This is a genomic window from Desnuesiella massiliensis (genome assembly GCF_001403615.1).
In the GTDB taxonomy this organism is placed as follows: Bacteria; Bacillota; Clostridia; order Clostridiales; family Clostridiaceae; genus Desnuesiella; species Desnuesiella massiliensis.
Genome location: NZ_LN879456.1, coordinates 268,834 through 291,784, shown reverse-complemented (window position 1 = coordinate 291,784; position 22,951 = coordinate 268,834). Strand labels below are relative to the sequence as shown.

Sequence of the window (22,951 nt, the reverse complement as noted above, 5' to 3'; positions counted from 1 at the left end):
TTTATACTCTTTTGCTTTTACATCTTAATATCATAAAAATTATTATAAATTCTATAGCCAACAGCATAAGGAAAATTAAAGTTTTTAAATTCATTAAGCTTTCCAATTTATAATTTAAGGCTATACTATCCGTAGTTATAGAATTATAGCTCATAAAAAAGTATGTTAATCCCGTAATTATATTTATAATAAAAAATGTATCTATTAACTTAAAAGTAGTTTTTTCATAGATACTTCTTTTATTACTTAAAAAGCCTCTTACATAAGCAGACTCTGCTATGTCAAAAGAACCCTCTAAAGAATCTTCCAGTAATATTGATAGTAATGGCACAGAATTTATTATATTCTCTTTAATTCCCTTAGCGTCATAGTTTACCCCTCTCACCCTATAAACATCTTTCAATTCCTTTATTCTATTCTTCATGTTTGGAAGGAGTTTAAGTGCAATTAATATGGTCAAGGTAGCTTTAGGCATTATTTTTGAAAAAAAAGAAACCGCCTGATCCGAATCTATTATGAAATCAAAAACTTGAAAAGAAAGTAATATTAATAAAATCTTAAAACTCATTAAAAGAGCATAAATTAGTGTCTCTAAAGTAAAGGCTTTACTTCCAATAAAAAACAATATAGTACTTCCCATTTGAGAGAATATCATATTGATAATAGTGGTAATAATAGCTAAAGGAATAAAAAACTTAATACTATTTTTTAAATTTTTAACGCTATTGCACAATATGAAAATTTCAACAAGCCCTACAAATATAGCTAGTAATACTGCCAGATTATTTATAGATAATATCATTATTACTAAACTTATAATAAAAAAGATTGCTGGTACTATATGGAGCCCTTCAAAACTATTTCTCATAAAAATACCTTTCTTATAAAAAACTTTTCTATAGAATAACAAAAGCCAGACCGAAGTCTGGCAAAGATTTTTCTTTAAAAAGCAGTTTTCTGCATTAAACCTTTACCTTCCCTCCGAAGGCAGTTTCATAAATAAGAATTCTCATAAGATATCCTGGCTTGAGCTTCGTCCTCTAGATAACCTTCCCCAAAGATTTGAGTGGTTATAAGCATCCTTCGTCAGCTCTTACAGTAGCGGGGGCTGCTGCGGCCTTGAACCGCATTCCCTCATAAAAATTCATTTATTTAATTCTCTAGATTTAGGTTAACACTTTTTATCACTATTTTCAACTTAAAGTTTTATCAAACTATATTCCAAATAACACCTAATACCCTAAAGTTTCTCCTACAATTAAAACTGTCATATCATTTTTCATAGGTCTTCTCTTGAAAACAGAATATATCCTGCAAATCCTAGATTCACCTTTGCAGTCCATGCATATTCCTGTTTTAGTACAAGGATTTGGCATGTTTAATCTTATGTTATTTTTAGGACAGGCAATTTGCTTCAATCTTTCAAAGGCTTGGTCTTCATTCTTGCAAAGTTTATTTATGCCCACTACCACTATAACCCTCTTAGGACCAAAGGTCATAGCAGCTACTCTATTTCCTGATCCATCTATATTTATCAATGACCCTTCATCTATAGTTACTGCATTAGTGCTGCATAAAAATAAATCACTAGTTAATTGTGCTCTCATCACCTCTAGCTTTTCATCAGCATTTAAATTTGCATCTCCATGATCTAAAACTACAGCACCTTTTTCCTTAACCTTATTCTGCATATCCATAGCCTTTATGGTCATAGATCCGCCGAAACCAACTTTATCACCAGCTTTTACAAAATTAAGTATATAATCACTGGCTTCTTCCTTGCTATTAAAATATAGTGCTTCAAATCCATTTCTCTTTAAGGTTTCCACAGTTCTTTGTGCTATTAGTTCATTATGAAGAGTATTAACATCCATTTTATCTCCTCCATCCAATCAATGTATTATATGCATTATAATATAATTTTAACTAGTATTTTTATTTATATCAAGTTATATAATATTTCAATGTGGATATACTAATAACCATAAAATCTTTTTATTGGTGGTGATATTATGCAAATAACAAGTATATCCATGTCCTATTTCTTTTTAGTTGTGGGAGTTCTTTCTTTAATATTTTTTATTTATTTCAAATTTATAGTTATAAAAACTTCTTCTCATAGTGATAATAGAAGTAAAATTGTTGGAAATATGAAAGATCCAGATAGTTGGAGAAATTCCAACAATAAAATGTCCTATGTTTCTTTATTTTGGGCAATAGTATCCATTGGCGCTTTTATTTATTTAAAATTTTTTATAAGCGCCACCTTGATATCTATATTTATTCCTTTTATCTACTTGGCTGCAATAATAATCTCCTCATTTATTTTTAGTTCGAAAAAACATAAAGCATCTTAAGAAAAATAACTAGTCAGAAATACGAGTAACCTGGCTAGTTATTTTTTCATTACCTAAAAGCTCCTTAAGAAGTTTTTATTATTCATAACACAATTCTAATATTTTTAGAATATCTTCTTTATATAATTTTTTCATGCTTCCTATGGGAGATAATAGTGCTGCATTTTCTGCTAGCTTATTTAAATCTTCTCTTGGAATTTCAACTTCTTTTAAAGATATAGGCGCTCCAATCTCCTTATAAAACTCTTTTAGCTTTTCAATAGCCTTAATACCTTTTTCTTCTGGACTTCCTTCTTTAATATCAAAAATTCTTTCTGCAAATCTTTCAAACTTCTCCACATGACAATGCTGAACATATTTCATCCAAGCTGGGAATACTATGGCTAATCCTGCCCCATGAGAAATATCATAAAAAGCACTTAAAGAATGTTCTATCTGGTGACTTGACCAATCTCCTACTCTTCCTGTACCATTCATGCCATTTAAAGCTAAAGTTGAGCTCCATGTAAACTCACATCTAGATTCGTAATTTTCTTTGTCCTTTAAAAGAATCTTTACATGCTTCATCATAGTTCTAATTATGCCTTCTGACAATTCATCCATCATATCCGTATTTCTTGTTCCATCAAAATATAGTTCAAATACATGGCTTAAAGTATCTACTGCACCATTAACAGTTTGATTTTCAGGTAATGTAAATTGTATAGTAGGGTCAATTATTGATACCTTAGGATATAATAAAGGAGATCCGAAAGACCATTTTTTATTTTCTGCTTCATTTGTGATTACTCCTCCAGAATTCATTTCTGATCCTGTAGCAGAAATAGTTAGTACAGTGAATATAGGTAGCGCCTTATTTACCATAGCTTTTCTCTCAAATAGGTCCCATACATCACCCTCATAGTAAAATCCTGCTGCTGCAGCTTTAGCAGAATCAATAACACTTCCACCACCTAGTGCTAAGATAGCTTCCACAGAATTATCCTTCATAGCCTTTATGGCTTCTTTAACCGTTGAGAGAACTGGATTAGGTTTAACTCCCGAAAAATCTACATGCTGAACTCCACTGCTTTTTAAGGATTCCACCACTTTATCATAAACTCCATTTTTAATAACAGATCCCTTACCATACAATAACAACACCTTATTAATACCTTGCTCTTTTATCTGTTTTCCAATTTGAGATATGGTGTCCTTACCAAAAATCATCTTAGTGGGATTATAATAAGTGAAATTATTCATATTTTTCTCCTTTCAAATTATTAATTTTAAGTAATATAGTAAAACTTAACATATAGCTACCAAGATTTCAATATGGTATTTATATATCAACCTCCTTATTTTTTAATATATCCATAAAGGACTTTATTATCAAGGCCGTAAATCCCCATATAACGTATTGGTTATACTCATAAAAAAATTGATTCAAAGTTCCGTTAGAAAAATTATAATCCTTCCCTTTCTTTATTAGATGAAAAGGAAAATCCTCCATAAATCTTGGACCTATATTCATAGGATAACATTTAGGTTCTACTTCCATAAAATAGGTCAATGGCACTTTAAATATATGGTCTACCTCTGAAGGATTAGGCTTTATATCTTTCTTCTTTAGTAAGGCTATATGCGGATACATTATAGAGCCATAAGGACTTATAAAGTAATCCATAGGACCAATGTATTCCATATCTTCTCTCACTAGATTTAATTCCTCTAAGGTTTCTCTAACGGCAGTTTCCTCTGAGGTTTCATTTTCTTCCATTTTGCCCCCAGGTAAGCAAATATCTCCTGGCTGATGCCTTAAAGTTTTAGCTCTCACCTCGAAAATAATATAAATTTCCTCCTGGCACTTCTCTAATAAAATCATTACAGCACTTTTTCTAAATTTGCCTATTATACCAGGAGTTCTTCCTAAAAATACTCTCTTTATGTTATTTAAATCCAATTCCATCACCTCAAAATTAAATATAACTAAAAAATAATAACAAAGGTTGTTCTAGCTCTTTATTAATGTTATACTATACATTGTAATTCTATTAAAGTATAACATTCAATAATATTTTATTAAATGGAGAGATGCACTTTGAAGAGAAAAATTATATCAACTTTAGTTTTAACCTTAACCTTATCTTTTATAAATCCACTGTTAACTCTAGATGCTAAAGCAGAGGCTGCACCGCCAACTCTTAGTGGAAAGGCAGCTATTTCTATAGATGGACAAACCGGAGAAATAATATATGCTCAAAATATAGATCAAAAAATGTATCCTGCTAGCACCACCAAACTCATGACTGCACTACTCTTTGCTGAAAATAAGAAAAAAGAGGACGTAATACCCTACACAGAAAGTGCAAAAAAGCAGCCCCAGTATTCTCTTAATACCAATTTTAAACCTATAGCCATAGGCGAAACCATGAGTGCTCAAGATGTAATGAAAGCATTAATGCTTTTTTCTGCTAATGACTCTGCATATATGATAGCAGATAGTGTAGCAAATAACTCTGCAGAATTTATAAAATTAATGAATGAAAAAGCAAAAGCTTTAAATTTAAAAGGTACAAATTTCGTAACCCCTAATGGTCTTCATGATGATAATCATTATACCACAGCCTACGATTTAGCTCTTATACAAAAGGCTGCTTATGAAAATCCTTGGGTTAAAGAAACTATTGGAATAAAAAAAGATTCCATAAGAACCTCTGCCGGTACTGTGATTATCGTTGAAAATAGAAATAAGCTTTTAGGTAAGGATGGTAATATAGGCGGAAAAACAGGTTCTACAACCCCCGCAGGAAAGTGCCTGACATCAGTTTATGAAAGAGATGGAAGAACTATTATAGGTGTTGTGCTAAAATCAGTTTATGACAAGGATGACACCTTTGTATTTAATGATATGGAAAAGCTTGTTAACTGGAGTTTTGAAGCTAAACCAACTACTCTATTTAAAAAAGATACTGCTATAAAAACTGTTCCTCTAGAATATAAATTATTCAGATTCTTTGGGCCTACTAAAACTATTGAAGTTCCTTTAGTGCTTAAAGAAGATATGGTATATTATGACAACGAAATAAATAAAAAAGAAACTACTAAGGATGTACAATTAAATAATCTCAACCCATGGAAATTAACTAAGGATGCAAAAGCTGCTACCCTTGTAGTTTCAGAGAGAAATACTACAAAAAAAGCTGACCTTTACTCTGAGATCTCCTCTAAGGAAATTATTAAAGCTAATAGACTTGTATATATTGTTTCCTCTTTAGGTGCAATTATAGTTTTAATAGTTTTAGCTTTATTAATAGCAAAGATAAGCACAATGAGTAGAAGAAGAAGACGTAGAAGATATTAGTCATGTTAAAAAATCCCCTTCAGTCATTAAACTTCCTATGACTAAGGGGATTTTATATAATTTATAAATTATACTTTTCTAAAATTTCATTTATAAAATTACCATTCTCATAGAATAATTCACCATCAGCATAGATTTTACCACCATTTCTCATATCGCAAAGCATATCCCAGTGGATTGAGGACCTATTTTTTCCACCTGCTTCTGGCATAGAATCTCCTATGGCCATATGGATGGTGCCTCCTATCTTTTCATCGAATAGCATATTCTTCGTAAATTTTTTGATTCCATAATTTGTACCTATAGCTACTTCTCCAAAGGTTGAGGCTCCTTCATCAGTATTCAATATCGCTTTTAAAAGTTCTTCCCCTTTTTTAGCTTCACTTCTGATTACCTTTCCATTTTCTATTTCTAATCTTATTCCCTCTATTTCTTTACCCATATATATTCCCGGAAAACTAAAGGTAATATATCCATTTACTCCATCTTCTACAGGGGATGTAAATATCTCTCCGTCTGGAAAGTTTTCCTTACCGTCACAATTAATCCACTTTCTTTTTTCTATATTAACTTTAATATCTGTACCTTCAGATATTATATGAAGCTCTTTTTTGGTATCTAAATATTTTACCCATCTCTCTTGCTCTTTACTTATCTTTTTCCATTCAGATACTGGATCTTCCTTGTCTAAAAGCCCTGCCTCATATACAAATTCTTCATAGTCAGATAAACTCATGGAAGCTTCTTGAGCATCTGCATAAGTTGGAAATTGAGTGCCGCACCATCTAAGAGTACCATTACCCATCTTTTCTGAGTATATTTTTCTCCAGCTAGCTGCTCCTTTAGCAGAATACTGTAATTTTTCTACTGGTATATTAGAATTTACTTTTGTGTTCCTGTTTCCCCAAGCAGTTATCCAAACATCTGACTTTTCAAGGGTGGTTTTTAAAATAAAATTTTCCTCCTGTAATTGTTCTGGAGAACTATACTTAAGCTTAATTTCATTAATTTCACTAGAGTTTAGTAATGTTTCTACGTGCCCTCCTGCTTTTATGGCTTCTTTTACTACCTCAATAGCCCAAGGAGTTGTTACTTCATCTCCCATTACAAACACAAAATCTCCTGGCTTTACTTCTGTTGAATAATTAACCAACAGCTTCGCAAGTTTATTTAGTCTTTGGTCTGCCATATTTTCTCCCACCTTCCTATTTAATCTTCTTAATTTTATCAATTTTCAAACAACTATACAATAACATAAGAAATCTTTTTAATACTTACTATAAAATATTAAATTTTTTCTTGAAAAACTTCTTTATTAAACTTTCCATCCATATTTACAAGAAATACACCAGCTATTATTACTAAGCTGCCAATAACCTGCCAAAGAGTTACATTTTCTTTTAAAATTAATGCTGCTGCAGTAAGGCTTATAATAGGCTGTAAATTAATATAAGTAGTAATCACCGTAGCCCCTAGATTCTTTAAACAATAAATATATAAGATATAAGCAATAAAAGAACAGAGTAAAGAAAGGTATAGTATATTTAAGGCCGCTGGCAAAGATGGGACTTTAAGTTTACTGAAGAAAATAGAAGGACTTAAAAATAAAGTTCCCCACATAGCTTGATAAGCCGTTATGGTTATACTTTTATATTCTCCTTTAAACTTACTTGTGATAATATTGTAAATTACCCAGCTTAAAGCTGCTCCTAATGCCATTAGATCTCCTATAGTCCCTGAAGAAAACAGACTTATTCTATCTTTGGAAAGTACAACTATTATAATTCCAGTAAAGCTAAGCAGAGCTCCAAGAGTTTTAAATAGAGTAAACTTTTCTTTAAATACAATCCTTTGAGAGATCAATGTAAATACTGGTATAGAAGATATTAGTATTGATACATTAGAAGCTGAAGTAAAGGCTACTGAATAATTCTCAAAAAAGAAATATAAGGCTACTCCAAAAAACCCTCCTAAAGCCATTCTTAATTTATCTTCCTTAAGCACCTTCTCTTGGGGATATTTAGTTTTCATTAAAAAGAATAAAACTATAGAGGCTATAAAGAATCTGTAAAATGCGGTTAAGGTTGGCTCTACCTCTTCAACTACCACTTTTATACTTAAATAAGATACTCCCCATATAAACATAAGCAAAATCGCTAGTAAATGCGCTGTTCTTTTATTTTTCATCTTCTCCTCCTACATTACCTCATATTGTCTAGTACTTTTATATATTTAGGGAATAATAATGACAACAGATAATACTTTTTCATAATTCCCCTCCCCAAATACTACTTATATATTATAAGGTATCCTGAGAAAAATAACCAGCCAAGGTACCACGGAAAAATAGCCTGTAAATTTAATTTAAAATCCTAAAAAATACTATTGAAAATTTCTTATAACTATGATAACATTTTAGTAAGCTAATGTTTATTTAATAAGCAAATATTAAGGAGTATATTATGACAAGCAGAGAAAAAGAAATATTAGAGATTATAAAATCAAATCCCATGATTTCACAAAATGAATTAGCTGATAGCCTTGGAATAACCCGCTCCTCTGTAGCAGTTCATATTACAAACCTATTAAAAAAAGGCTACATCCTAGGCAAAGGATATATTGTGAAAGAAGAATCTTATGTTTGCATCTTAGGTGGAACAAACATGGATATTCAAGGATTTCCAAAATCAAATCTAATTTTAAAGGATTCCAATCCTGGAGAAGTTAAAGTCTCTTTAGGAGGTGTAGGGCGAAATATAGGCGAAAACCTTACTAAACTTGGGATAAATACAAATTTAATTACGGTTATAGGTGATGATGTATATGGCAACAAAATACTAGAAGAGAGTAGAAAATTAGGTATGAATATGGAGCATAGCTTAATACTTCAGGGTTATCCAACCTCTACCTACCTTTCTATACTAGATGACAAAGGTGATATGCAGGTAGCCATATCGCATATGGATATTTATGATAAACTAACTGTGGATTTTATAAAATCTAAAAAGCATGTCATTGATAACTCCAAGCTATGTATATTAGACACCAATATACCAAAAGAAGTAATAGAATATACAGTAAACAATCACAAAGATACCGTTTTTTTTCTAGATACTGTATCTACCACAAAAGCAAAAAAAATAAAGGATTTAGTTCATTACTTCCATACTATTAAACCAAACAAGTATGAGGCCGAAATGCTGTCAGGCATAGAAATAAATTCTGAAAAAGATTTTAAAAAAGCAGCGGAATTCTTTATAAATAAGGGTGTGAAACAAGTATTCATTAGCCTAGGAGAAAAAGGATTGTTTTATGCTAATGAAGATATCTCAAGTTTTATAAATAACCCCTCTGTGAAAGTAGTAAATGCTACGGGAGCAGGAGATGCTTTTGTGGCTGGTCTTGCTTACAGTTATTACAACGAATTTGATATAGAAACCACTGCAAAGACAGCAATGACCGCAGCTATTTTAGCTCTATCCCATGAAAATACCATAAATCCAAATATGTCAGTTAATAATATTAATAATAAAATGGAGGAATTAGGATTATGTTAGAAAAATACTTAGATATTAACCCAGAAGTTAAGGAAGCTTTAGAATCTGGAAAGGCGGTAGTAGCTTTAGAATCTACCATAATATCTCATGGAATGCCTTATCCTAAAAATGTGGAAATGGCAAGAAATGTTGAAAATATTATTAGAAGCAAAGGAGCAGTGCCTGCTACCATTGCAATTTTAAATGGAGTTTTAAAAGTAGGTCTTACAGCAGAGGAAATAGAATATCTAGGAAAAACTAAAAATATTATTAAAACCAGCAGAAGAGATATACCCTTTATTGCAGCAAATAAGTTAGATGGTGCTACTACAGTGGCTTCAACCATGATAATAGCTGCCCTAGCCGGTATAAAAGTCTTTGCTACTGGAGGTATAGGAGGGGTTCATAGAGGTGCTGCAGAAACCTTTGATATCTCCGCGGATTTACAAGAATTAGCTCAAACCAATGTAGCTGTAGTATGTGCAGGAGCTAAGTCTATATTAGATATAGGTCTTACTTTAGAATATCTAGAAACTCAGGGTGTTCCAGTAGTAGGCTTTAAAACTGAAGAATTACCAGCCTTCTATACAAGAAAAAGCGGTTTTAAAGTAGATTACAAGGTAGATTCTGCTGAGGAAATAGCAGCTGCAATAAAAGCTAAATGGGATCTTGGACTTAAAGGTGGTTTATTAGTAACTAATCCAATTCCTGAGCAATATCAAATGGATTATGATACTATAAATAAGGCTATTGAAGATGCAGTAAAAGAAGCTGACGAAAAAGGCATAAAAGGAAAAGAAAGTACGCCTTTCCTACTAGCAAAGGTAAAAGAAATAACTGGTGGTGCAAGCTTAGAAGCAAACATTCAATTGGTTTACAATAATGCTAGCCTAGGTGCTGATTTAGCTCTAGAACTTTCAAAATTAAAATAAAGATAACAAAGCATTGCGAAAAATTTTAATTCGCAATGCTTTTTTGTTATATCATAATTCCACTTTAAAACATAAAAGTATTTATATTTTATACCATAAGCTTTATAATTTATATATGCTAAAAATCAAATATCTAGTCAGAGATTGGTGGTAAAGAATATATTATGGAGCTTAAAAGAGTTTTTATAACTGTAAAAGGCATAGTTCAAGGAGTAGGTTTTAGACCCTTTGTTTACAATTTAGCTTTAAACAATAATTTAAAAGGCTGGGTAAACAATAATTCCGAAGGCGTTTATATAGATATTGAAGGAAGAGATGAAGATATAAATAATTTTATTTTTAACCTTAAACATACCCCTCCCCCTTTATCAAAAATAGAGAGCCTTGAAATTGAAGAAAGACAAATTATTCATTTTAAGGAATTCTCTATAAAAGAAAGTGAAAAAAATTCAGGTAAAATCACATTAATTTCCCCTGATATTGCTCTTTGCAAGGATTGTGAAGAGGATATTTTAAATCCCAAAAACAAAAGATACTCCTATCCTTTTACTAACTGCACTAACTGCGGTCCTAGGTTTTCTATTATTAAATCCATTCCCTATGATAGGGATAAAACCACCATGGAAAGCTTTAAAATGTGTAGTGACTGTAGAATGGAATATGAGAATCCTTTAAATAGAAGATTTCATGCTCAACCCAATGCTTGTGGTAGTTGTGGACCTAATATATATGTAACAGATAAAAATGGTGAGAAATTAAAAATGGCATCGGATCATATAGTAAACAGTAGTGAATATAATCAAGCCTTAATTAACTGGGTTGAAAAGAAATTAGAAGAAGGCAGTATTTTCGCTATTAAAGGACTTACAGGTTTTCATTTAGTTTGTGATGGTAAAAATGAAAATGCAGTGACCTTGCTTAGAGAGAGAAAAAGAAGACCGGCTAAACCCTTTGCGCTAATGATGAAGGATATTAATGTTATAAATCGATATTGTTATGTAGATAACAAGGAAGAAGAAGTGCTTACAGGTATGAGAAAACCTATAGTACTACTTAGTAAGAAAAATAATTTACTTCCCGAGACTATAGCCCCTACCCAGAATACCTTGGGTGTTATGCTTCCCTATACTCCATTACATAAACTTCTTTTTCAAGGCAATCTAGAAGTTTTAATTATGACCAGCGCAAATATTAGCGGCTTACCTTTAGAGCATGATAATAATTCCGCCTTAAATAATCTTAATGATTTGATTGATTACTATTTAATGCATAATAGAGATATTCATATTCCAGTGGATGATTCAGTAGCAAGAGTGCTTCAGGGAGAAGAGGCTATTATAAGAAGAGCTAGAGGCTATGCTCCAGAACCTTTAAAAATAAAGGATATTAAACCCATACTAGCCTGCGGAGCTAATATGAAAAATACCTTTGCCATTGCCAAGGAAGAGTTTGTATTCATAAGTTCTCATAATGGAGATTTAGAAAATTTAGAAACCATAGAGCATTATGAAAGAAATATAAAACATTTTCAAACTATATTTGAATTTGAGCCAAAATTTATAGCTTGTGACCTCCATCCTCACTATGGCTCCACCAGATATGCTAAATCTTTAAACCTACCTATAGTAGAAGTTCAGCATCATCATGCACACATTGTAAGCTGTATGGTAGATAATGATTACAAGGAGCCCGTAATAGGAGTAGCCTTTGATGGTACTGGCTATGGTACTGATGGTAGAATATGGGGAGGAGAATTCTTAATTTGCGATGAAAAAAGCTTTAACAGAATTGCTCATTTCGATTATATTACTATGGTAGGTGGTGATAAGGCCATAGTGGAACCTTGGCGTCTAGCAGTATCTTATCTGTATGCCACTGCAAAGGAATTAGTTTTTAAAGAAGAAGTTATCGAAAAAATACTATTAAAAATCATTGGAGACAAAGCTTTAAGCTTATTACCTATAATCAGAAAGAATATAAACACCATTGAAAATTCCAGCGTAGGTAGACTTTTTGATGCAGTTTCTGCTATTTTGGGTTTTAACCATAATATTACCTACGAAGGCCAAGCTGCCATAGAATTAGAAAATTTACTTTATCATTCTGATCCTTGTTCTTCTTACTATAATTTTAAAATAATAAAAAATGATGAAACTTTTATAGTAAAACCTCAAGGTATCATCTTTGATATACTTAAAGATATTCAAAACAATACAGATAAAGCTCTTATATCTAGAAAATTTCATAATACTATAGTAAAAATAGTGTATGATATTTGTATAAAGATTAGAGATATAAAAAATATAAATACTGTGGCTCTAAGCGGCGGTGTTTTCCAAAACAATTATCTTTTGAATAAGACAATTGAAATTCTTAATAATGAAGGCTTTAAAGTATTATTCCATAAGAAAGTTCCTACCAATGATGGTGGAATAGCTCTAGGTCAAATTATCATTGCTAATAATAATTTATAAGGGGAGAAGGATAATATGGATTATATTGATTTAAGAAGTGATACGGTAACCCATCCTACTGCTGAAATGAGAGAGGCTATGTTTAAAGCTGTAGTAGGTGACGATGTTTATGGTGATGATCCCACAGTTTTAGAGCTTGAAGCTTTAGCCGCTGAAATTTGTGGTAAGGAAGCTGCTTTACTGGTTCCCAGTGGTACCTTTGGTAATCAATTAGCATTATTCACTCATTGTCCAAGAGGAAGTGAGGTTATATTAGGAGATGATTGCCACATAGTAGTCCACGAGGTTGGTGCCGCTTCAGTAATTGCTGGAGTACAGCTTAGAACCCTAGCTAGTCAAAAAGGATTATTAAGCGCTTCTGACATAGAAAAAAGAATTAGAATAGGTGAAGATATACATTATCCAGCTACTTCCCTTATTTGTCTTGAAAATGCTCACTCTAGTGGAAGGGTTATACCCATTGAAAAAATGTCAGAAATCCGTACAGTTGCAAATAAACATAATATTCCTATTCATTTGGATGGTGCTAGATTATTTAATGCAGCTACTGCTTTAAATGTAGATGTAAAAGAAATAGCTAAGTATTGTGATTCCATAATGTTTTGTTTATCAAAGGGACTTTGTGCTCCTATAGGTTCAATGCTAGTAGGTAATAAAGCCTTTATTGAGAAAGCTAGAAAGAACAGAAAGCTTATGGGTGGTGGCTTGAGGCAAGCTGGCTTTATAGCTGCTGCTGGTATTATTGCGCTAAAGCATATGACTACAAGACTGCAAGAGGATCATACTAATGCTAAGATTCTAGCAGAAGAATTAAGCAAGCTTACAAGTGTTGAAGTAAATAAGGAAGATGTTCAAATTAATATGGTTTTCTTTAAGATCTTAAAAGATATAGACTCTGAACACTTAGTAAATTATTTCCATAAAAATGGTGTTAAAATAAATCCACCGGAAAATGGTGATATGCGTTTTGTAACAAATTATTGGATTAAAGAGAACCATATTCATCATGCAATAAATCTACTAAGAGACTATTTAAATTAAAATAGAAAAGGTGAACTCAAATAGAAATACAGTATAATAGTAAACAGGAGATTAGCTATGAATAAATTAAATTTTAAAGGCAGTGTTATGTTGAATCCTACTCCAGTAGTACTTGTTACTTCAATTAGCAAAGAAGGTAAAACTAATGTTTTTACAGTAGGATGGGTGAGCACTGTCTGCACTAAGGAACCTATTATAGCCATGGGTGTTAGACCTGAAAGACTTTCCTATGAATATATTAAGGAAAGTGGTGAATGTGTCATAAACCTGCCCACTGTAAATATGGTTAAAGTTGTTGATTACTGTGGAGTTGTTTCAGGTAAAAAAGTAGATAAAATTAAACATTTCAATTTACAACTTAGCGAAGGGGTGTCTGTTTCAACTCCCTCATTACAAAGCTCTCCAATAGCCCTAGAATGTAAAGTAAAGTCAATTACGCCACTTGGAACACACGACCTTTTTCTGCTGGAAGTTTTGAATGTTAAAGTAGATGAAAGTTTATTAGATTCAAATAATAAAATATGCTTCAATAAGGCGAAGCTTATATGCTATAACCATGGCGAATATTATGGTTTAAATTCAAAACCACTTGGGTCCTTTGGATATTCAGTTAAAAAGAGAAGCAAGTCAAAATCAACACTACAATAAGGAAGAACAACCTCTTTAAGAGCGGTGTACATAGTTCCATATTATTTATTGCATAAAAAAGTCGTGGCTAGCATCTAGCCACGACTTTACTTTGCAAATTATAATTTTTTATCAATTGCAATTGTTCACTGTGGATTAAAAAAGCTCCCCGTTCCAACCCCAGCTCCCATCTGGTATTTCCTCAAATATAACATAAATATTCTCCTTTGGAATATACAGCTCTTGCTCAAAGATTTCAGAAATCTTACTGGTGAATTTATCCTTACATCTTATATCTAGGCTTCCTAAAATCTTAACTTCTATGACCGCCGCAGCCTCCTGCTCAACTCCTCTAAAATATAAGGTTTGATTATCATGAAAACTTACCATTAAATAACTTTCATCTTTTCCAGGTAATTCATTTATTAAATCTCCAATAAATATTTTAAGCCTTTGTTCCATGGGCTTATCTAGTTCTATAGTTATTACGGATTTAACGTATGGCATAACCTACACTCCTTCATTGTAAAATTTAGTAGCTTACACCGCTTCTTCCTTTTCATTAAAATCACTTACTATCTTAACTAGCTCCATAATATTATGGACAAAATAATCTGGATTATGGCTTTTTAATAGCTCCAAAGGAAGTTCGCTGTAATTTACTGCACATGTAAAGCAACCTGCACTTTTTCCGCATAAAATATCATAATGACTGTCTCCTACCATTATAGCCTCCACAGGGTTTATACCTAGCATCTCGCAGGCTTTCAAGGCAGGTTCTCCATCTGGTTTATGCTTTTCAGTATTTTCTGGGGTTACCATTACATCTATATATACGTCAATACCTAAAAATTTAAGACCCCTTTGAGCCATGTTCTCTCTTTTAGAAGTAACCACAGCTATTTTTAATCCTTTTTCCTTAATGGCTATTAATGCTTCTTCTATACCTTCAAAGCCTTTGCATAAAGTATCATGATTTTCTTCGTTAAAGGCCTTATATGTAACTATCATTTCAGAAACATTATTTTCATCATATCTAGATAAAGTTTTTATTAAAGGTTCTCCAAAATATTTTGCCACATCTGATGGTGTTATTTCCATGTTTAAATGTTTTTTCAATGTATATTGATATGACTTTATTATAAGGTCATTTGTATTTATAAGGGTTCCATCTAAATCAAATAAAATTGCTTTAATCATCTGCTAATTCCTTTCTTCTATAGCTTATTTATTTGATTATAACAGAAACGTGTTATATTATCCAGTAACCCTCCTTTTTCTTAGAGATATAAAACAATTATCTATGTTTTTCAATATCTGATAAAAACACAAATTTAATCCCTTTGTTCTCAAGCTCTTTATACTTATTCTTAATCGCCTGTACTGTTATACTGCCTCCTTCTACACCTACATGACCTATGGCAATAGCATAGCCTTTTTCCAAGGCAACCTTGCCTGCTTTATCTAATTGTTTTTCAATAGACTTTACATCTTTTACATTATCTAAAAAAATGTCTCTACTATAATATTTTACTCCTTTGCTCTTACAACTTTCTCCTGCAATAGTTTTAGCCGTAGTCTTACTATCTAAAAAAAATAGATTATTACTAGCTGCAATCTCAATTATACTATCCATTACTCGCCTATCTTGAATTGCTTTTGATCCCATATGATTATTTATTCCCTTAGCCTTATCTAGCTCCTTTACCGCATCTTTTACTCTATTTTTTATCTCTTCATCACTTAGGGTCGTAACAATACCTCGAGGTCCAAGCCAACTAGCCTTACCTACTTCTGGCTCCATAGGCAAATGTATTATTGCTTCTTTTTTACTTTTTATAGTTTTTTCCATATCCTCTTTGGAGGTAGGCATAAAAGGCATTATAGCAGCAGTTATAGGTATATCCAAAGCAAGCATTGCCTCTGTTCCTTCGCTGTGATTTCCAAAATCATCTATCACTATGGCAATGACCCCTTGCTTAGACTCCCCCTTTGCATAGGTGTAATCACTGGATATTAATAGATTTATTAATATAAAGTATATGGCTAATAAATACAACAAATTTTTAAAGGTTGACTTTCTCATGAATATCATCTCCTAAAATATTATTTGTCTTATTTTAACCATTAGAAAATAAAAAAATGTAAGCTCTAATGCTTACAAACATCAGAGCTTACATTTTATTTAATAGTGTTATTAAGCAGCTTCGTTTTGTTTTCTCTTCTTATCATTTAAGAATAACGCAGCACCAACTATAGCTACTAACGAACCAAAGCTAACCATGGTAGTTGTGTTAACCATTGAACCAGTCTTCGGTAAATCACCTGGATTTTTAGTTGTGTCTTTTCCAGCAATTAGAGATGGTTCAAAAGTGAAAGAAACTTTCTTAGTGTTTCTTAATTCTTTAATTATAGCATCTCTAATTGGCTCTCCAGTATCTACAACCTTTCTAGCACCGGTAAAGTCATAGTTATCACCCTTAGCATACATAAAGTCATTAGTAACTACTGTATAATACTTATCCATTTCAACCTTAGTTCCATCTAAAAGTCTCATGGAAGTGATTCTATTACCTGCCTGTGCATCTTTGTCATAGTATACCTTTAATCCATAGAATTGAACCCATCCAATACTTTGGTTCATGATACCATTTTCTAATACTCTCTTAAGATCTGAACCTTTTAGTTCCATGGTTACTAGAGTATTGTCAAAAGGCATTAATTCATACATTGTACCTACAGTGATATCACCTTTAGCTATTGGTCTTCTTAAACCTCCGCCATTAGTAATACCAATTTGAGTTCCAGTAACTTTTGCCATTAACATAGTGGACCATTGTCCCATTACTGAAAGCCCTTCAAATCTATCATGAGTTAAGTCAACTTCTGTAGTTGCTATAACCTCATCAAGTATTGGTTTTAATTTATTATTATACTCATCAAATATAGTCTTTACAGCTGGGTCCTGAGATAATTTGTCTACTCTTTTATATAATTCATCTACTGAAGGTGTTATTCCCAATAACTTCCCTTCTAGATTAAAGTTAATAGATAATTTTGCTAAGGCTCTTCCATTGTACATGCCTTGAACAACAGGTATGCCATTAACGGTTCCACTTATTAATTGGTGAGTATGTGCTGTTATAACAGCATCTATCCCTTTAACAGCCTTTGCGAAGTCGGCACCTTCTCCAGTTATCTCCTTGGTTTTTGTATCCTGGAAGGTTCCTAGGTGAGTTAAAGCTATTACAAAATCAACTTTCTCTTGATTCTTTAAATAATTTGTCCAATATGAACCTGCTTCTACAGGATCTTTAAAATCAAAATTCTTAACTAAATCAGGTTTAGTTTTGAAAGCTGTTTCTGGTGTAGCTATTCCGATAAATCCTATTTTCTTTCCACCAACTTCAACAACTTTATATGGTTTAGCCCAAGCTACAGGTTTTCCTGTAGTTTTGTCATAAATATTTGATGCTAAGAAATCAAAATTTCCATCCTTAGCCCATTTAGCTATTTTATCTGAACCCCAGTCGAATTCATGGTTTCCTATAGCTGAAGCAGTGATTCCTATGGAAGCTAAGAATTTTGATACTGGCTCTCCATAAGTAAGATTTGACATAGCGCTTCCTTGATAAATATCTCCTGCTGAAACCACTACAGTATTAGGATTTAATCCTTTTAACCTATTTATTTCAGCAGCTAATTTAGAAACACCAATATTTTTTCCATCTTCCTTTAATTGACCATGGAAATCGTTGAAGGACAAAATATCTATAGATTTAGCTGATGCTTTTTGAACATCATCCCATGTTATGGATCTAACATTAGGAGTTCTTCCATCTTGTGATGTAGGTAAAGCTAACTTTCCTTCATTAACAAGTTTTACTACAGTATCTCTCTTAGTTTGATCCCAATTATAACCAATAAGCTTCCAGTTATTATCTAGCTCAGGTTTAATAATTTTTTGTTCTTCTATATATACTTTAATCATATCTCTTACTTGAGCAAGAGGTTCATTTGTAGAGTCATAAACCACTTCAACCTTTGCTAAGTCATCTTTAAACAAACCAGAATCTTTATTTAATAGAGTTGTATTCCCTCTATAGTTGTTTACAGTTAAATAAATCTCATCATCTTCTTTAACTGCTGTACCGTCCATATAAGTCAGATTTTCTATTCTTGATCCAGGATCTTTTGATATATTTACTTCATATTTAACTCCTGAGAACATATCGTAGTTATACATTCTTACATTTTCATTAAAGGAAATAGTCAAATCTCCTGGCTTAAAAGTATTATAATAGCTTGCTGACCATTCCATGTATTTCTTTAATTGCTTTCCATTTACCTTTAAAGTCATTAAAGTATTATCATATTGATATATATTTGAAGTTCCTGCCTTTGTTATATCTCCAACTTTAATGTTAGCTTTTGCATTAAATATAGCAGCTGCGGCTACATGATGTTTTGCTCCATCTACTTTTCCATACTTAAGTTGTACTTTATTTATTAAATCTACTAGAGCAGTATCCTTTACTTGTGCTTCTGGTATTCCATTAATTTCACTAACTGGAGTTAAATCTCCTTCAATAAGCTTACCAATCACTATTCTTGAATCTACTACTGCTTTTTCATGATACGGCTTAAGATCATTTAATAATTCCTGATCAGGTTGTGTATCTTTAAGTGCTATATTTGAAGAAATAACATCTGTATCGTTATTAGCTATTACAAATTTTCCATCTTTCTTAGTCAACTTAATATTTATTTTTGATAAAGTATCTCCACCATTTTTAGGCTCTATTATATTAGTTGTTCCTTCTTTATGATTAGCAAACTCATCATGCTTGTGACCTGCCACTATAGCAGCAAGTTCTGGAACAGCCTTCGCAATTTCTCTTGCGCTATCTCCGTTACCATATTCCTCATACTCTCCCATATGAACTACTGCAATCATTACATCAACTTTGTCTTTTATTTGATCTGCAACTTTTCTAGTTTCTTCTACAGGATTTTTTACGTCATAATTTACAAGATTTGGACCATCCCATTTTGTTATATGAGGTGATACCATACCTATAATACCAACTTTAACTACAGAACCATCCTTTTGTTTTAACTCAACAATCTTATAAGGTTGTCCTAATGTTTTACCTGTAGTTTTATCAAATACATTACCACAAAGCACTGTGCCATTAAACTTTGATGCTATTTGTTGAATCTTTGGCACACCCCAGTTAAATTCATGATTTCCAAATGTCCAAGTGTCATATCCTATTTTATTCATTGCTAATACCATAGGTTGTATCTCTTCATTAGAGAACACAGCATTAGAATTACCCTGTATTGTATCTCCGTTGTCCACCACTATAGTATTAGGATTAGCAGCTTTTAACTCCTTAACCTTTGTAGCAACATGAGCTAAACTTCCCTTAGTGTAAGCTGAATCAGTTGCGTAATCATAAGGATAAAATCTGCCGTGAAGGTCAGAGGTAGCTAATATCTGTACTTCTACAGATTCTTCTGCCGCCTTTGCGATATCAAAAGGCGTGATGATTGAAAAAAACATCATAAATGTTAAAAACAAAGATGTCCAATTTCTTCTTGATTTTAATTTTTTAATCAAGCATTTCTCCTCCTTTTATAAATTATTGGTTAATGCTTTTTAACATAAAAACGCTTACATAAATCTAATTGCTATAATTACATTAAAAAGCCTGTAGAGTTATTATATGCCTTTTTTCCTAGTTTGTAAATATAGAGTGAACATTTTTAATTTTCTTATAATAATATTTAAACCGATTTTTATAAACTTTACATAGATTTTTCTTGAAATTTAGAAATTATGCGGACACATTCCGTAAAAACTAATTTTATACAGTACTTTACCATAACTAGAATTTTTGAAAACGTTTAAAAGGCTGGAATTAAATTATATTATAAATATTGGTTAATGTAAATATATATTGCAAATATTTTTCCTATATTCCATTACTGTAAGCGGTTACCTATATATTTAAGTAATTATGAGATTCAATAAAGGATTAAAACTTTTTATACAGATTCAAAGGCCTTATTAATTGCACAAATTTAATATTAATGAACTTTTATTGCATTAAAATAAAGAAATATCTAGCTATTATGTTGTCTAGTTATTTCTTTATTTTCTAAATTAATTAGTGTATACTGCCGCCAGAATATTATCTTTTCTAAAATGTCTTATGCCATGTCTTAAATAGCAATAAGCTTTAATATCACTATTATTTATTTTTAAAACTCTTATCTTACGTAAAGTAATTTCTTCTCCTTTTAGGTACATAATATTAATTATCTTATGCTCACTCAAAGACGTTTTTAGTTCGTAATCAAACATTCTAATTCCCTCTTTCTAATAGAGCTTACAAGATAATTATACTACTACTCTTAAGGATATGCAAACATTTGTTCTGGTGCGTTATATTTTTTGGGCAAAGGCTAGTACATGTCCATCTAAGTCTAAGCCATAAGAAACATAGTCCCCCCAATTTCTAGACTCTCCTTTACTTATTCCGTTCCCTCCTGCATTTATTAATCTTCTATAATATTCATCTGGATCATCTACAAATATATAAATTTCACATCTTGGAATACCACTAGCTTTATTAGGATTAGGTATTTTACTTTCAAGAACTCTCATAATTCCTTCCTCTGGCATGATACCTAGTTTAGTGCTAGAAGACAACTGAAATTCAGTCATACCTGGAACATGTAATATGGGTTCTATTCCTAATAGCTCTTCATAAAACACTTTAGATTTTTCTTGATTCTCCACATAAATAATCATTATCATTTCCTGTTCTTTAGAAGTACTCATAGCATTATAACCTGCCTTTCTTTATTACTTATTATTATAAATATCTTATGACCCCTATTAAAATAAAAAATGGGTAACTAAGGGCTATATTCTACTTAAGCCTCCGTTACCCTGTAAACATTTATTATTTATATATATTGATCCATATTACATATTATTTAGCTTCAATTTTTCCTACAGGTGCTACATAAATTACAAACTCATTTTCCCCATCAAGCTTTAAAAAATTATCCATAGCCTTTTGATTATAAGCACCTATAGCTACGGTACCACAGCCTATAGCTTCGCAAGCTAAGTATAGATTTTGACATAGATGTCCGGAGTCCTGAAGAATGGTTTTATGTGCTGCTACACTATATCTCCACTCTGTTCTATAAGGAATACAGCTCCATATAAATGTTACTGGTGCAGAAGCCACAAATTTTTGTCCTTCACTGGCCTCTGTTACCTTTTCATCCATAGCCTCTTCATTAAATAGATAAACAAGCTTATGTTCTAAAGCTAGATATCTATATACTCCTTTTTTAAGTCCCTCTACTCTATTTATTACCAAATAAGTTTCAAAAGGATGTCTCGCTCCACCAGAGGGTACAGTTCTAAAGGTGGCAAAATTAGTTTTACCAACTACCTTTTTAACCCCTTGAGTAGCCCATAATAAAAAAGAAAGCTCTTCTAAAGAAATATCCTCTTCTTTGTAAACTCTATTGCTTTTCCTATCCATGAAGCAGTCAAAGACATCATTTTTCTTTATTACGTTTTTATTCACCTCTGGAAGGTCAATAATTTCTTCATGTTCTTCATAGGATTTTTGTATTGGTGGTTGAGGCAATTTTTTACCCTGATCTGTGTCCTCAGAATCTACTATGTCAAAATTAGATTTTAACCATTGCCTCTGTATTTTAATACTATCCATATTAGTTCCCCGCTTTCCATAATCTTATAATTATTAATATCATTTTCTTAGAAATAAAGCAATACTTTTAAAAAACTATACTTATGGAATATTATGAACCAGTGGATTTATAATGTCTAACACCAAAGCGCCATAAAACATAGCTTGGAAATAGAAATAAAATTGAGATTATTGGGGACAACATATAAAAAATGTCATACCCTTTATTTTTACCTATAATATATAAAAATGGGTAATAATTTATAAAGGCTAGGGGTACCACAAAAGTAAAAAATTTCACTACCCAATCCTTATATATATCTAAGGGATATTGAGCTAACTCTCTGCCACCATCTGTAAAAATATTCATAAATTCTAGCCCCTCCAAGGTAAAGAAGCATATAGCTGCATATATCATAAATAATGCGAAAAACAGGCAAATGCCACCTAAAATCATTAACGTAAGAGTTATTATCTTATCAAAGCTCCATTGGATACCGCAGGTTATAATAGCGTATATAAATACCATAAGGGCCTGAACAAGTCTTCCCATCCTTGAAAGCTCAAGTCGCGATCCTATAACCTGTAATACTTCACTTTGTGGCCTTACCATAATTCTATCAAATTCCCCATTAGATATAATTCCGGAAAAGGCATCAAAGCCTCTTCCAAAGCACTCTGCTAAAGCAAAAGACATAAATATGGTACTAAAGCATAGCAATACCTCATTAAAACTATAGCCTTTAACACTTCCAAATCTATGGAATAAAAAATACATACTTAAAAATGCAAAAAAAGTAGTGAAGCCCTGGCCTAAGGCCGTAATGAAAAATGAGGTTTTATATTCCATAGCGGAACGTAAATGCATGGAAAAATATTTAAAATATAATCTCATT

21 protein-coding genes and 1 riboswitch are annotated in these 22,951 nt (G+C 31.9%); of the genes, 7 read left to right on the top strand and 14 right to left on the bottom strand.

Features of this window, described 5'->3' with window-relative positions; all coding sequences use genetic code 11:
- Position 1: 1 nt before the first annotated feature.
- Together BN2665_RS12080 and BN2665_RS12075 are read right to left on the bottom strand one after the other, a co-directional pair.
- Positions 2-868, bottom strand: a complete 867-nt coding sequence (locus tag BN2665_RS12080; protein ID WP_055667373.1) for an energy-coupling factor transporter transmembrane component T — start codon at positions 866-868, stop codon at positions 2-4.
- Positions 869-994: 126 nt separating this feature from the next.
- Positions 995-1,169, bottom strand: a riboswitch (cobalamin riboswitch).
- A gap of 63 nt (positions 1,170-1,232) precedes the next feature.
- Positions 1,233-1,874 (bottom strand): lactate utilization protein, encoded by a 642-nt coding sequence (locus tag BN2665_RS12075; protein ID WP_055667372.1) that lies wholly within the window; start codon positions 1,872-1,874, stop codon positions 1,233-1,235.
- A gap of 138 nt (positions 1,875-2,012) precedes the next feature.
- Here BN2665_RS12075 and BN2665_RS12070 point away from each other — a divergent pair, with 138 nt between their 5' ends.
- Positions 2,013-2,357, top strand: a complete 345-nt coding sequence (locus BN2665_RS12070) for a hypothetical protein (protein ID WP_055667371.1) — start codon at positions 2,013-2,015, stop codon at positions 2,355-2,357.
- Positions 2,358-2,435: 78 nt separating this feature from the next.
- On the opposite strand, the gene BN2665_RS12065 is transcribed toward BN2665_RS12070, so the two are convergent.
- Complete coding sequence (locus BN2665_RS12065; protein WP_055667370.1) at positions 2,436-3,599, bottom strand: iron-containing alcohol dehydrogenase; 1,164 nt, start codon at positions 3,597-3,599, stop codon at positions 2,436-2,438.
- Between the two features lie 79 nt (positions 3,600-3,678).
- Positions 3,679-4,299: an NUDIX hydrolase gene (locus BN2665_RS12060; protein ID WP_242865945.1), complete on the bottom strand. Its 621-nt coding sequence runs from the start codon at positions 4,297-4,299 to the stop codon at positions 3,679-3,681.
- 123 nt (positions 4,300-4,422) lie between these two features.
- Between BN2665_RS12060 and BN2665_RS12055 the strand changes: the two genes are divergently transcribed.
- Positions 4,423-5,700 (top strand): D-alanyl-D-alanine carboxypeptidase family protein, encoded by a 1,278-nt coding sequence (locus BN2665_RS12055; protein WP_055667368.1) that lies wholly within the window; start codon positions 4,423-4,425, stop codon positions 5,698-5,700.
- A gap of 61 nt (positions 5,701-5,761) precedes the next feature.
- Here the strand turns inward: BN2665_RS12055 and BN2665_RS12050 are convergent, their stop codons facing one another.
- Positions 5,762-6,889, bottom strand: a complete 1,128-nt coding sequence (locus BN2665_RS12050; RefSeq protein WP_055667367.1) for an aminopeptidase — start codon at positions 6,887-6,889, stop codon at positions 5,762-5,764.
- A gap of 98 nt (positions 6,890-6,987) precedes the next feature.
- Entirely contained in the window at positions 6,988-7,887 is a 900-nt protein-coding gene (locus tag BN2665_RS12045) for a DMT family transporter (RefSeq protein WP_055667366.1), read from the bottom strand.
- Between the two features lie 275 nt (positions 7,888-8,162).
- Here BN2665_RS12045 and BN2665_RS12040 point away from each other — a divergent pair, with 275 nt between their 5' ends.
- The 5 genes from BN2665_RS12040 (at position 8,163) to BN2665_RS12020 (ending at position 14,331) form a co-directional block, all read left to right on the top strand.
- Positions 8,163-9,257 carry a PfkB family carbohydrate kinase gene (locus BN2665_RS12040; RefSeq protein WP_055667365.1) on the top strand — a complete coding sequence of 365 codons (1,095 nt, stop codon included), beginning with the start codon at positions 8,163-8,165 and terminating at the stop codon, positions 9,255-9,257.
- A complete protein-coding gene (locus tag BN2665_RS12035; protein WP_055667364.1) occupies positions 9,251-10,168 on the top strand; it encodes a pseudouridine-5'-phosphate glycosidase in 918 nt (305 codons plus the stop codon). The genes BN2665_RS12040 and BN2665_RS12035 overlap by 7 nt, the downstream gene beginning before the upstream one ends.
- A gap of 164 nt (positions 10,169-10,332) precedes the next feature.
- The gene (gene hypF / locus BN2665_RS12030) at positions 10,333-12,642 is read left to right on the top strand and encodes a carbamoyltransferase HypF (protein WP_055667363.1); all 2,310 of its coding nucleotides are present in this window, start codon (positions 10,333-10,335) and stop codon (positions 12,640-12,642) included.
- Positions 12,643-12,657: 15 nt separating this feature from the next.
- Positions 12,658-13,683, top strand: a complete 1,026-nt coding sequence (ltaE, locus tag BN2665_RS12025; protein WP_055667362.1) for a low-specificity L-threonine aldolase — start codon at positions 12,658-12,660, stop codon at positions 13,681-13,683.
- A gap of 57 nt (positions 13,684-13,740) precedes the next feature.
- Positions 13,741-14,331, top strand: a complete 591-nt coding sequence (locus BN2665_RS12020; protein WP_055667361.1) for a flavin reductase family protein — start codon at positions 13,741-13,743, stop codon at positions 14,329-14,331.
- A gap of 135 nt (positions 14,332-14,466) precedes the next feature.
- Here BN2665_RS12020 and BN2665_RS12015 read toward each other — a convergent pair whose 3' ends face one another.
- The 8 genes from BN2665_RS12015 to BN2665_RS11980 all read right to left on the bottom strand — a co-directional run bounded on the left by BN2665_RS12015 (position 14,467) and on the right by BN2665_RS11980 (position 22,950).
- Positions 14,467-14,817, bottom strand: coding sequence for a phenylpyruvate tautomerase MIF-related protein (locus BN2665_RS12015; protein ID WP_055667360.1), 351 nt, complete (start codon positions 14,815-14,817; stop codon positions 14,467-14,469).
- A gap of 33 nt (positions 14,818-14,850) precedes the next feature.
- Positions 14,851-15,510 (bottom strand): pyrophosphatase PpaX, encoded by a 660-nt coding sequence (ppaX, locus tag BN2665_RS12010; RefSeq protein ID WP_055667359.1) that lies wholly within the window; start codon positions 15,508-15,510, stop codon positions 14,851-14,853.
- A 97-nt stretch (positions 15,511-15,607) separates the two neighbouring features.
- Positions 15,608-16,396: a divergent polysaccharide deacetylase family protein gene (locus BN2665_RS12005; protein ID WP_055667358.1), complete on the bottom strand. Its 789-nt coding sequence runs from the start codon at positions 16,394-16,396 to the stop codon at positions 15,608-15,610.
- A 111-nt stretch (positions 16,397-16,507) separates the two neighbouring features.
- The gene (locus BN2665_RS12000; RefSeq protein WP_055667357.1) at positions 16,508-19,936 is read right to left on the bottom strand and encodes a 5'-nucleotidase C-terminal domain-containing protein; all 3,429 of its coding nucleotides are present in this window, start codon (positions 19,934-19,936) and stop codon (positions 16,508-16,510) included.
- Positions 19,937-20,482: 546 nt separating this feature from the next.
- On the bottom strand, positions 20,483-20,683 hold the full coding sequence (locus tag BN2665_RS11995) for a hypothetical protein (RefSeq protein ID WP_055667356.1): 201 nt from the start codon (positions 20,681-20,683) through the stop codon (positions 20,483-20,485).
- An 81-nt stretch (positions 20,684-20,764) separates the two neighbouring features.
- Positions 20,765-21,163, bottom strand: a complete 399-nt coding sequence (locus BN2665_RS11990; protein ID WP_055667355.1) for a VOC family protein — start codon at positions 21,161-21,163, stop codon at positions 20,765-20,767.
- 154 nt (positions 21,164-21,317) lie between these two features.
- On the bottom strand, positions 21,318-22,076 hold the full coding sequence (locus tag BN2665_RS11985) for a SagB/ThcOx family dehydrogenase (protein WP_055667354.1): 759 nt from the start codon (positions 22,074-22,076) through the stop codon (positions 21,318-21,320).
- A gap of 91 nt (positions 22,077-22,167) precedes the next feature.
- On the bottom strand, positions 22,168-22,950 hold the full coding sequence (locus tag BN2665_RS11980) for an ABC transporter permease (RefSeq protein ID WP_055667353.1): 783 nt from the start codon (positions 22,948-22,950) through the stop codon (positions 22,168-22,170).
- Position 22,951 lies beyond the last annotated feature (1 nt).

What these genes read in the sequence shown, in the direction of transcription:
- BN2665_RS12045 (WP_055667366.1), bottom strand. Translation starts at nt 7,887, where the DNA reads ATGAAAAATAAAAGAACAGCGCATTTACTAGCGATTTTGCTTATGTTT.
- BN2665_RS12050 (WP_055667367.1), bottom strand. Translation starts at nt 6,889, where the DNA reads ATGGCAGACCAAAGACTAAATAAACTTGCGAAGCTGTTGGTTAATTAT.
- BN2665_RS12005 (WP_055667358.1), bottom strand. Translation starts at nt 16,396, where the DNA reads ATGAGAAAGTCAACCTTTAAAAATTTGTTGTATTTATTAGCCATATAC.
- BN2665_RS12070 (WP_055667371.1), top strand. Translation starts at nt 2,013, where the DNA reads ATGCAAATAACAAGTATATCCATGTCCTATTTCTTTTTAGTTGTGGGA.
- BN2665_RS12035 (WP_055667364.1), top strand. Translation starts at nt 9,251, where the DNA reads ATGTTAGAAAAATACTTAGATATTAACCCAGAAGTTAAGGAAGCTTTA.
- BN2665_RS11985 (WP_055667354.1), bottom strand. Translation starts at nt 22,076, where the DNA reads ATGGATAGTATTAAAATACAGAGGCAATGGTTAAAATCTAATTTTGAC.
- ppaX (WP_055667359.1), bottom strand. Translation starts at nt 15,510, where the DNA reads ATGATTAAAGCAATTTTATTTGATTTAGATGGAACCCTTATAAATACA.
- BN2665_RS11980 (WP_055667353.1), bottom strand. Translation starts at nt 22,950, where the DNA reads ATGAGATTATATTTTAAATATTTTTCCATGCATTTACGTTCCGCTATG.
- BN2665_RS12065 (WP_055667370.1), bottom strand. Translation starts at nt 3,599, where the DNA reads ATGAATAATTTCACTTATTATAATCCCACTAAGATGATTTTTGGTAAG.
- BN2665_RS12055 (WP_055667368.1), top strand. Translation starts at nt 4,423, where the DNA reads ATGGAGAGATGCACTTTGAAGAGAAAAATTATATCAACTTTAGTTTTA.
- hypF (WP_055667363.1), top strand. Translation starts at nt 10,333, where the DNA reads ATGGAGCTTAAAAGAGTTTTTATAACTGTAAAAGGCATAGTTCAAGGA.
- BN2665_RS12075 (WP_055667372.1), bottom strand. Translation starts at nt 1,874, where the DNA reads ATGGATGTTAATACTCTTCATAATGAACTAATAGCACAAAGAACTGTG.
- BN2665_RS12040 (WP_055667365.1), top strand. Translation starts at nt 8,163, where the DNA reads ATGACAAGCAGAGAAAAAGAAATATTAGAGATTATAAAATCAAATCCC.
- ltaE (WP_055667362.1), top strand. Translation starts at nt 12,658, where the DNA reads ATGGATTATATTGATTTAAGAAGTGATACGGTAACCCATCCTACTGCT.
- BN2665_RS12080 (WP_055667373.1), bottom strand. Translation starts at nt 868, where the DNA reads ATGAGAAATAGTTTTGAAGGGCTCCATATAGTACCAGCAATCTTTTTT.
- BN2665_RS11995 (WP_055667356.1), bottom strand. Translation starts at nt 20,683, where the DNA reads ATGTTTGATTACGAACTAAAAACGTCTTTGAGTGAGCATAAGATAATT.
- BN2665_RS12015 (WP_055667360.1), bottom strand. Translation starts at nt 14,817, where the DNA reads ATGCCATACGTTAAATCCGTAATAACTATAGAACTAGATAAGCCCATG.
- BN2665_RS11990 (WP_055667355.1), bottom strand. Translation starts at nt 21,163, where the DNA reads ATGAGTACTTCTAAAGAACAGGAAATGATAATGATTATTTATGTGGAG.
- BN2665_RS12020 (WP_055667361.1), top strand. Translation starts at nt 13,741, where the DNA reads ATGAATAAATTAAATTTTAAAGGCAGTGTTATGTTGAATCCTACTCCA.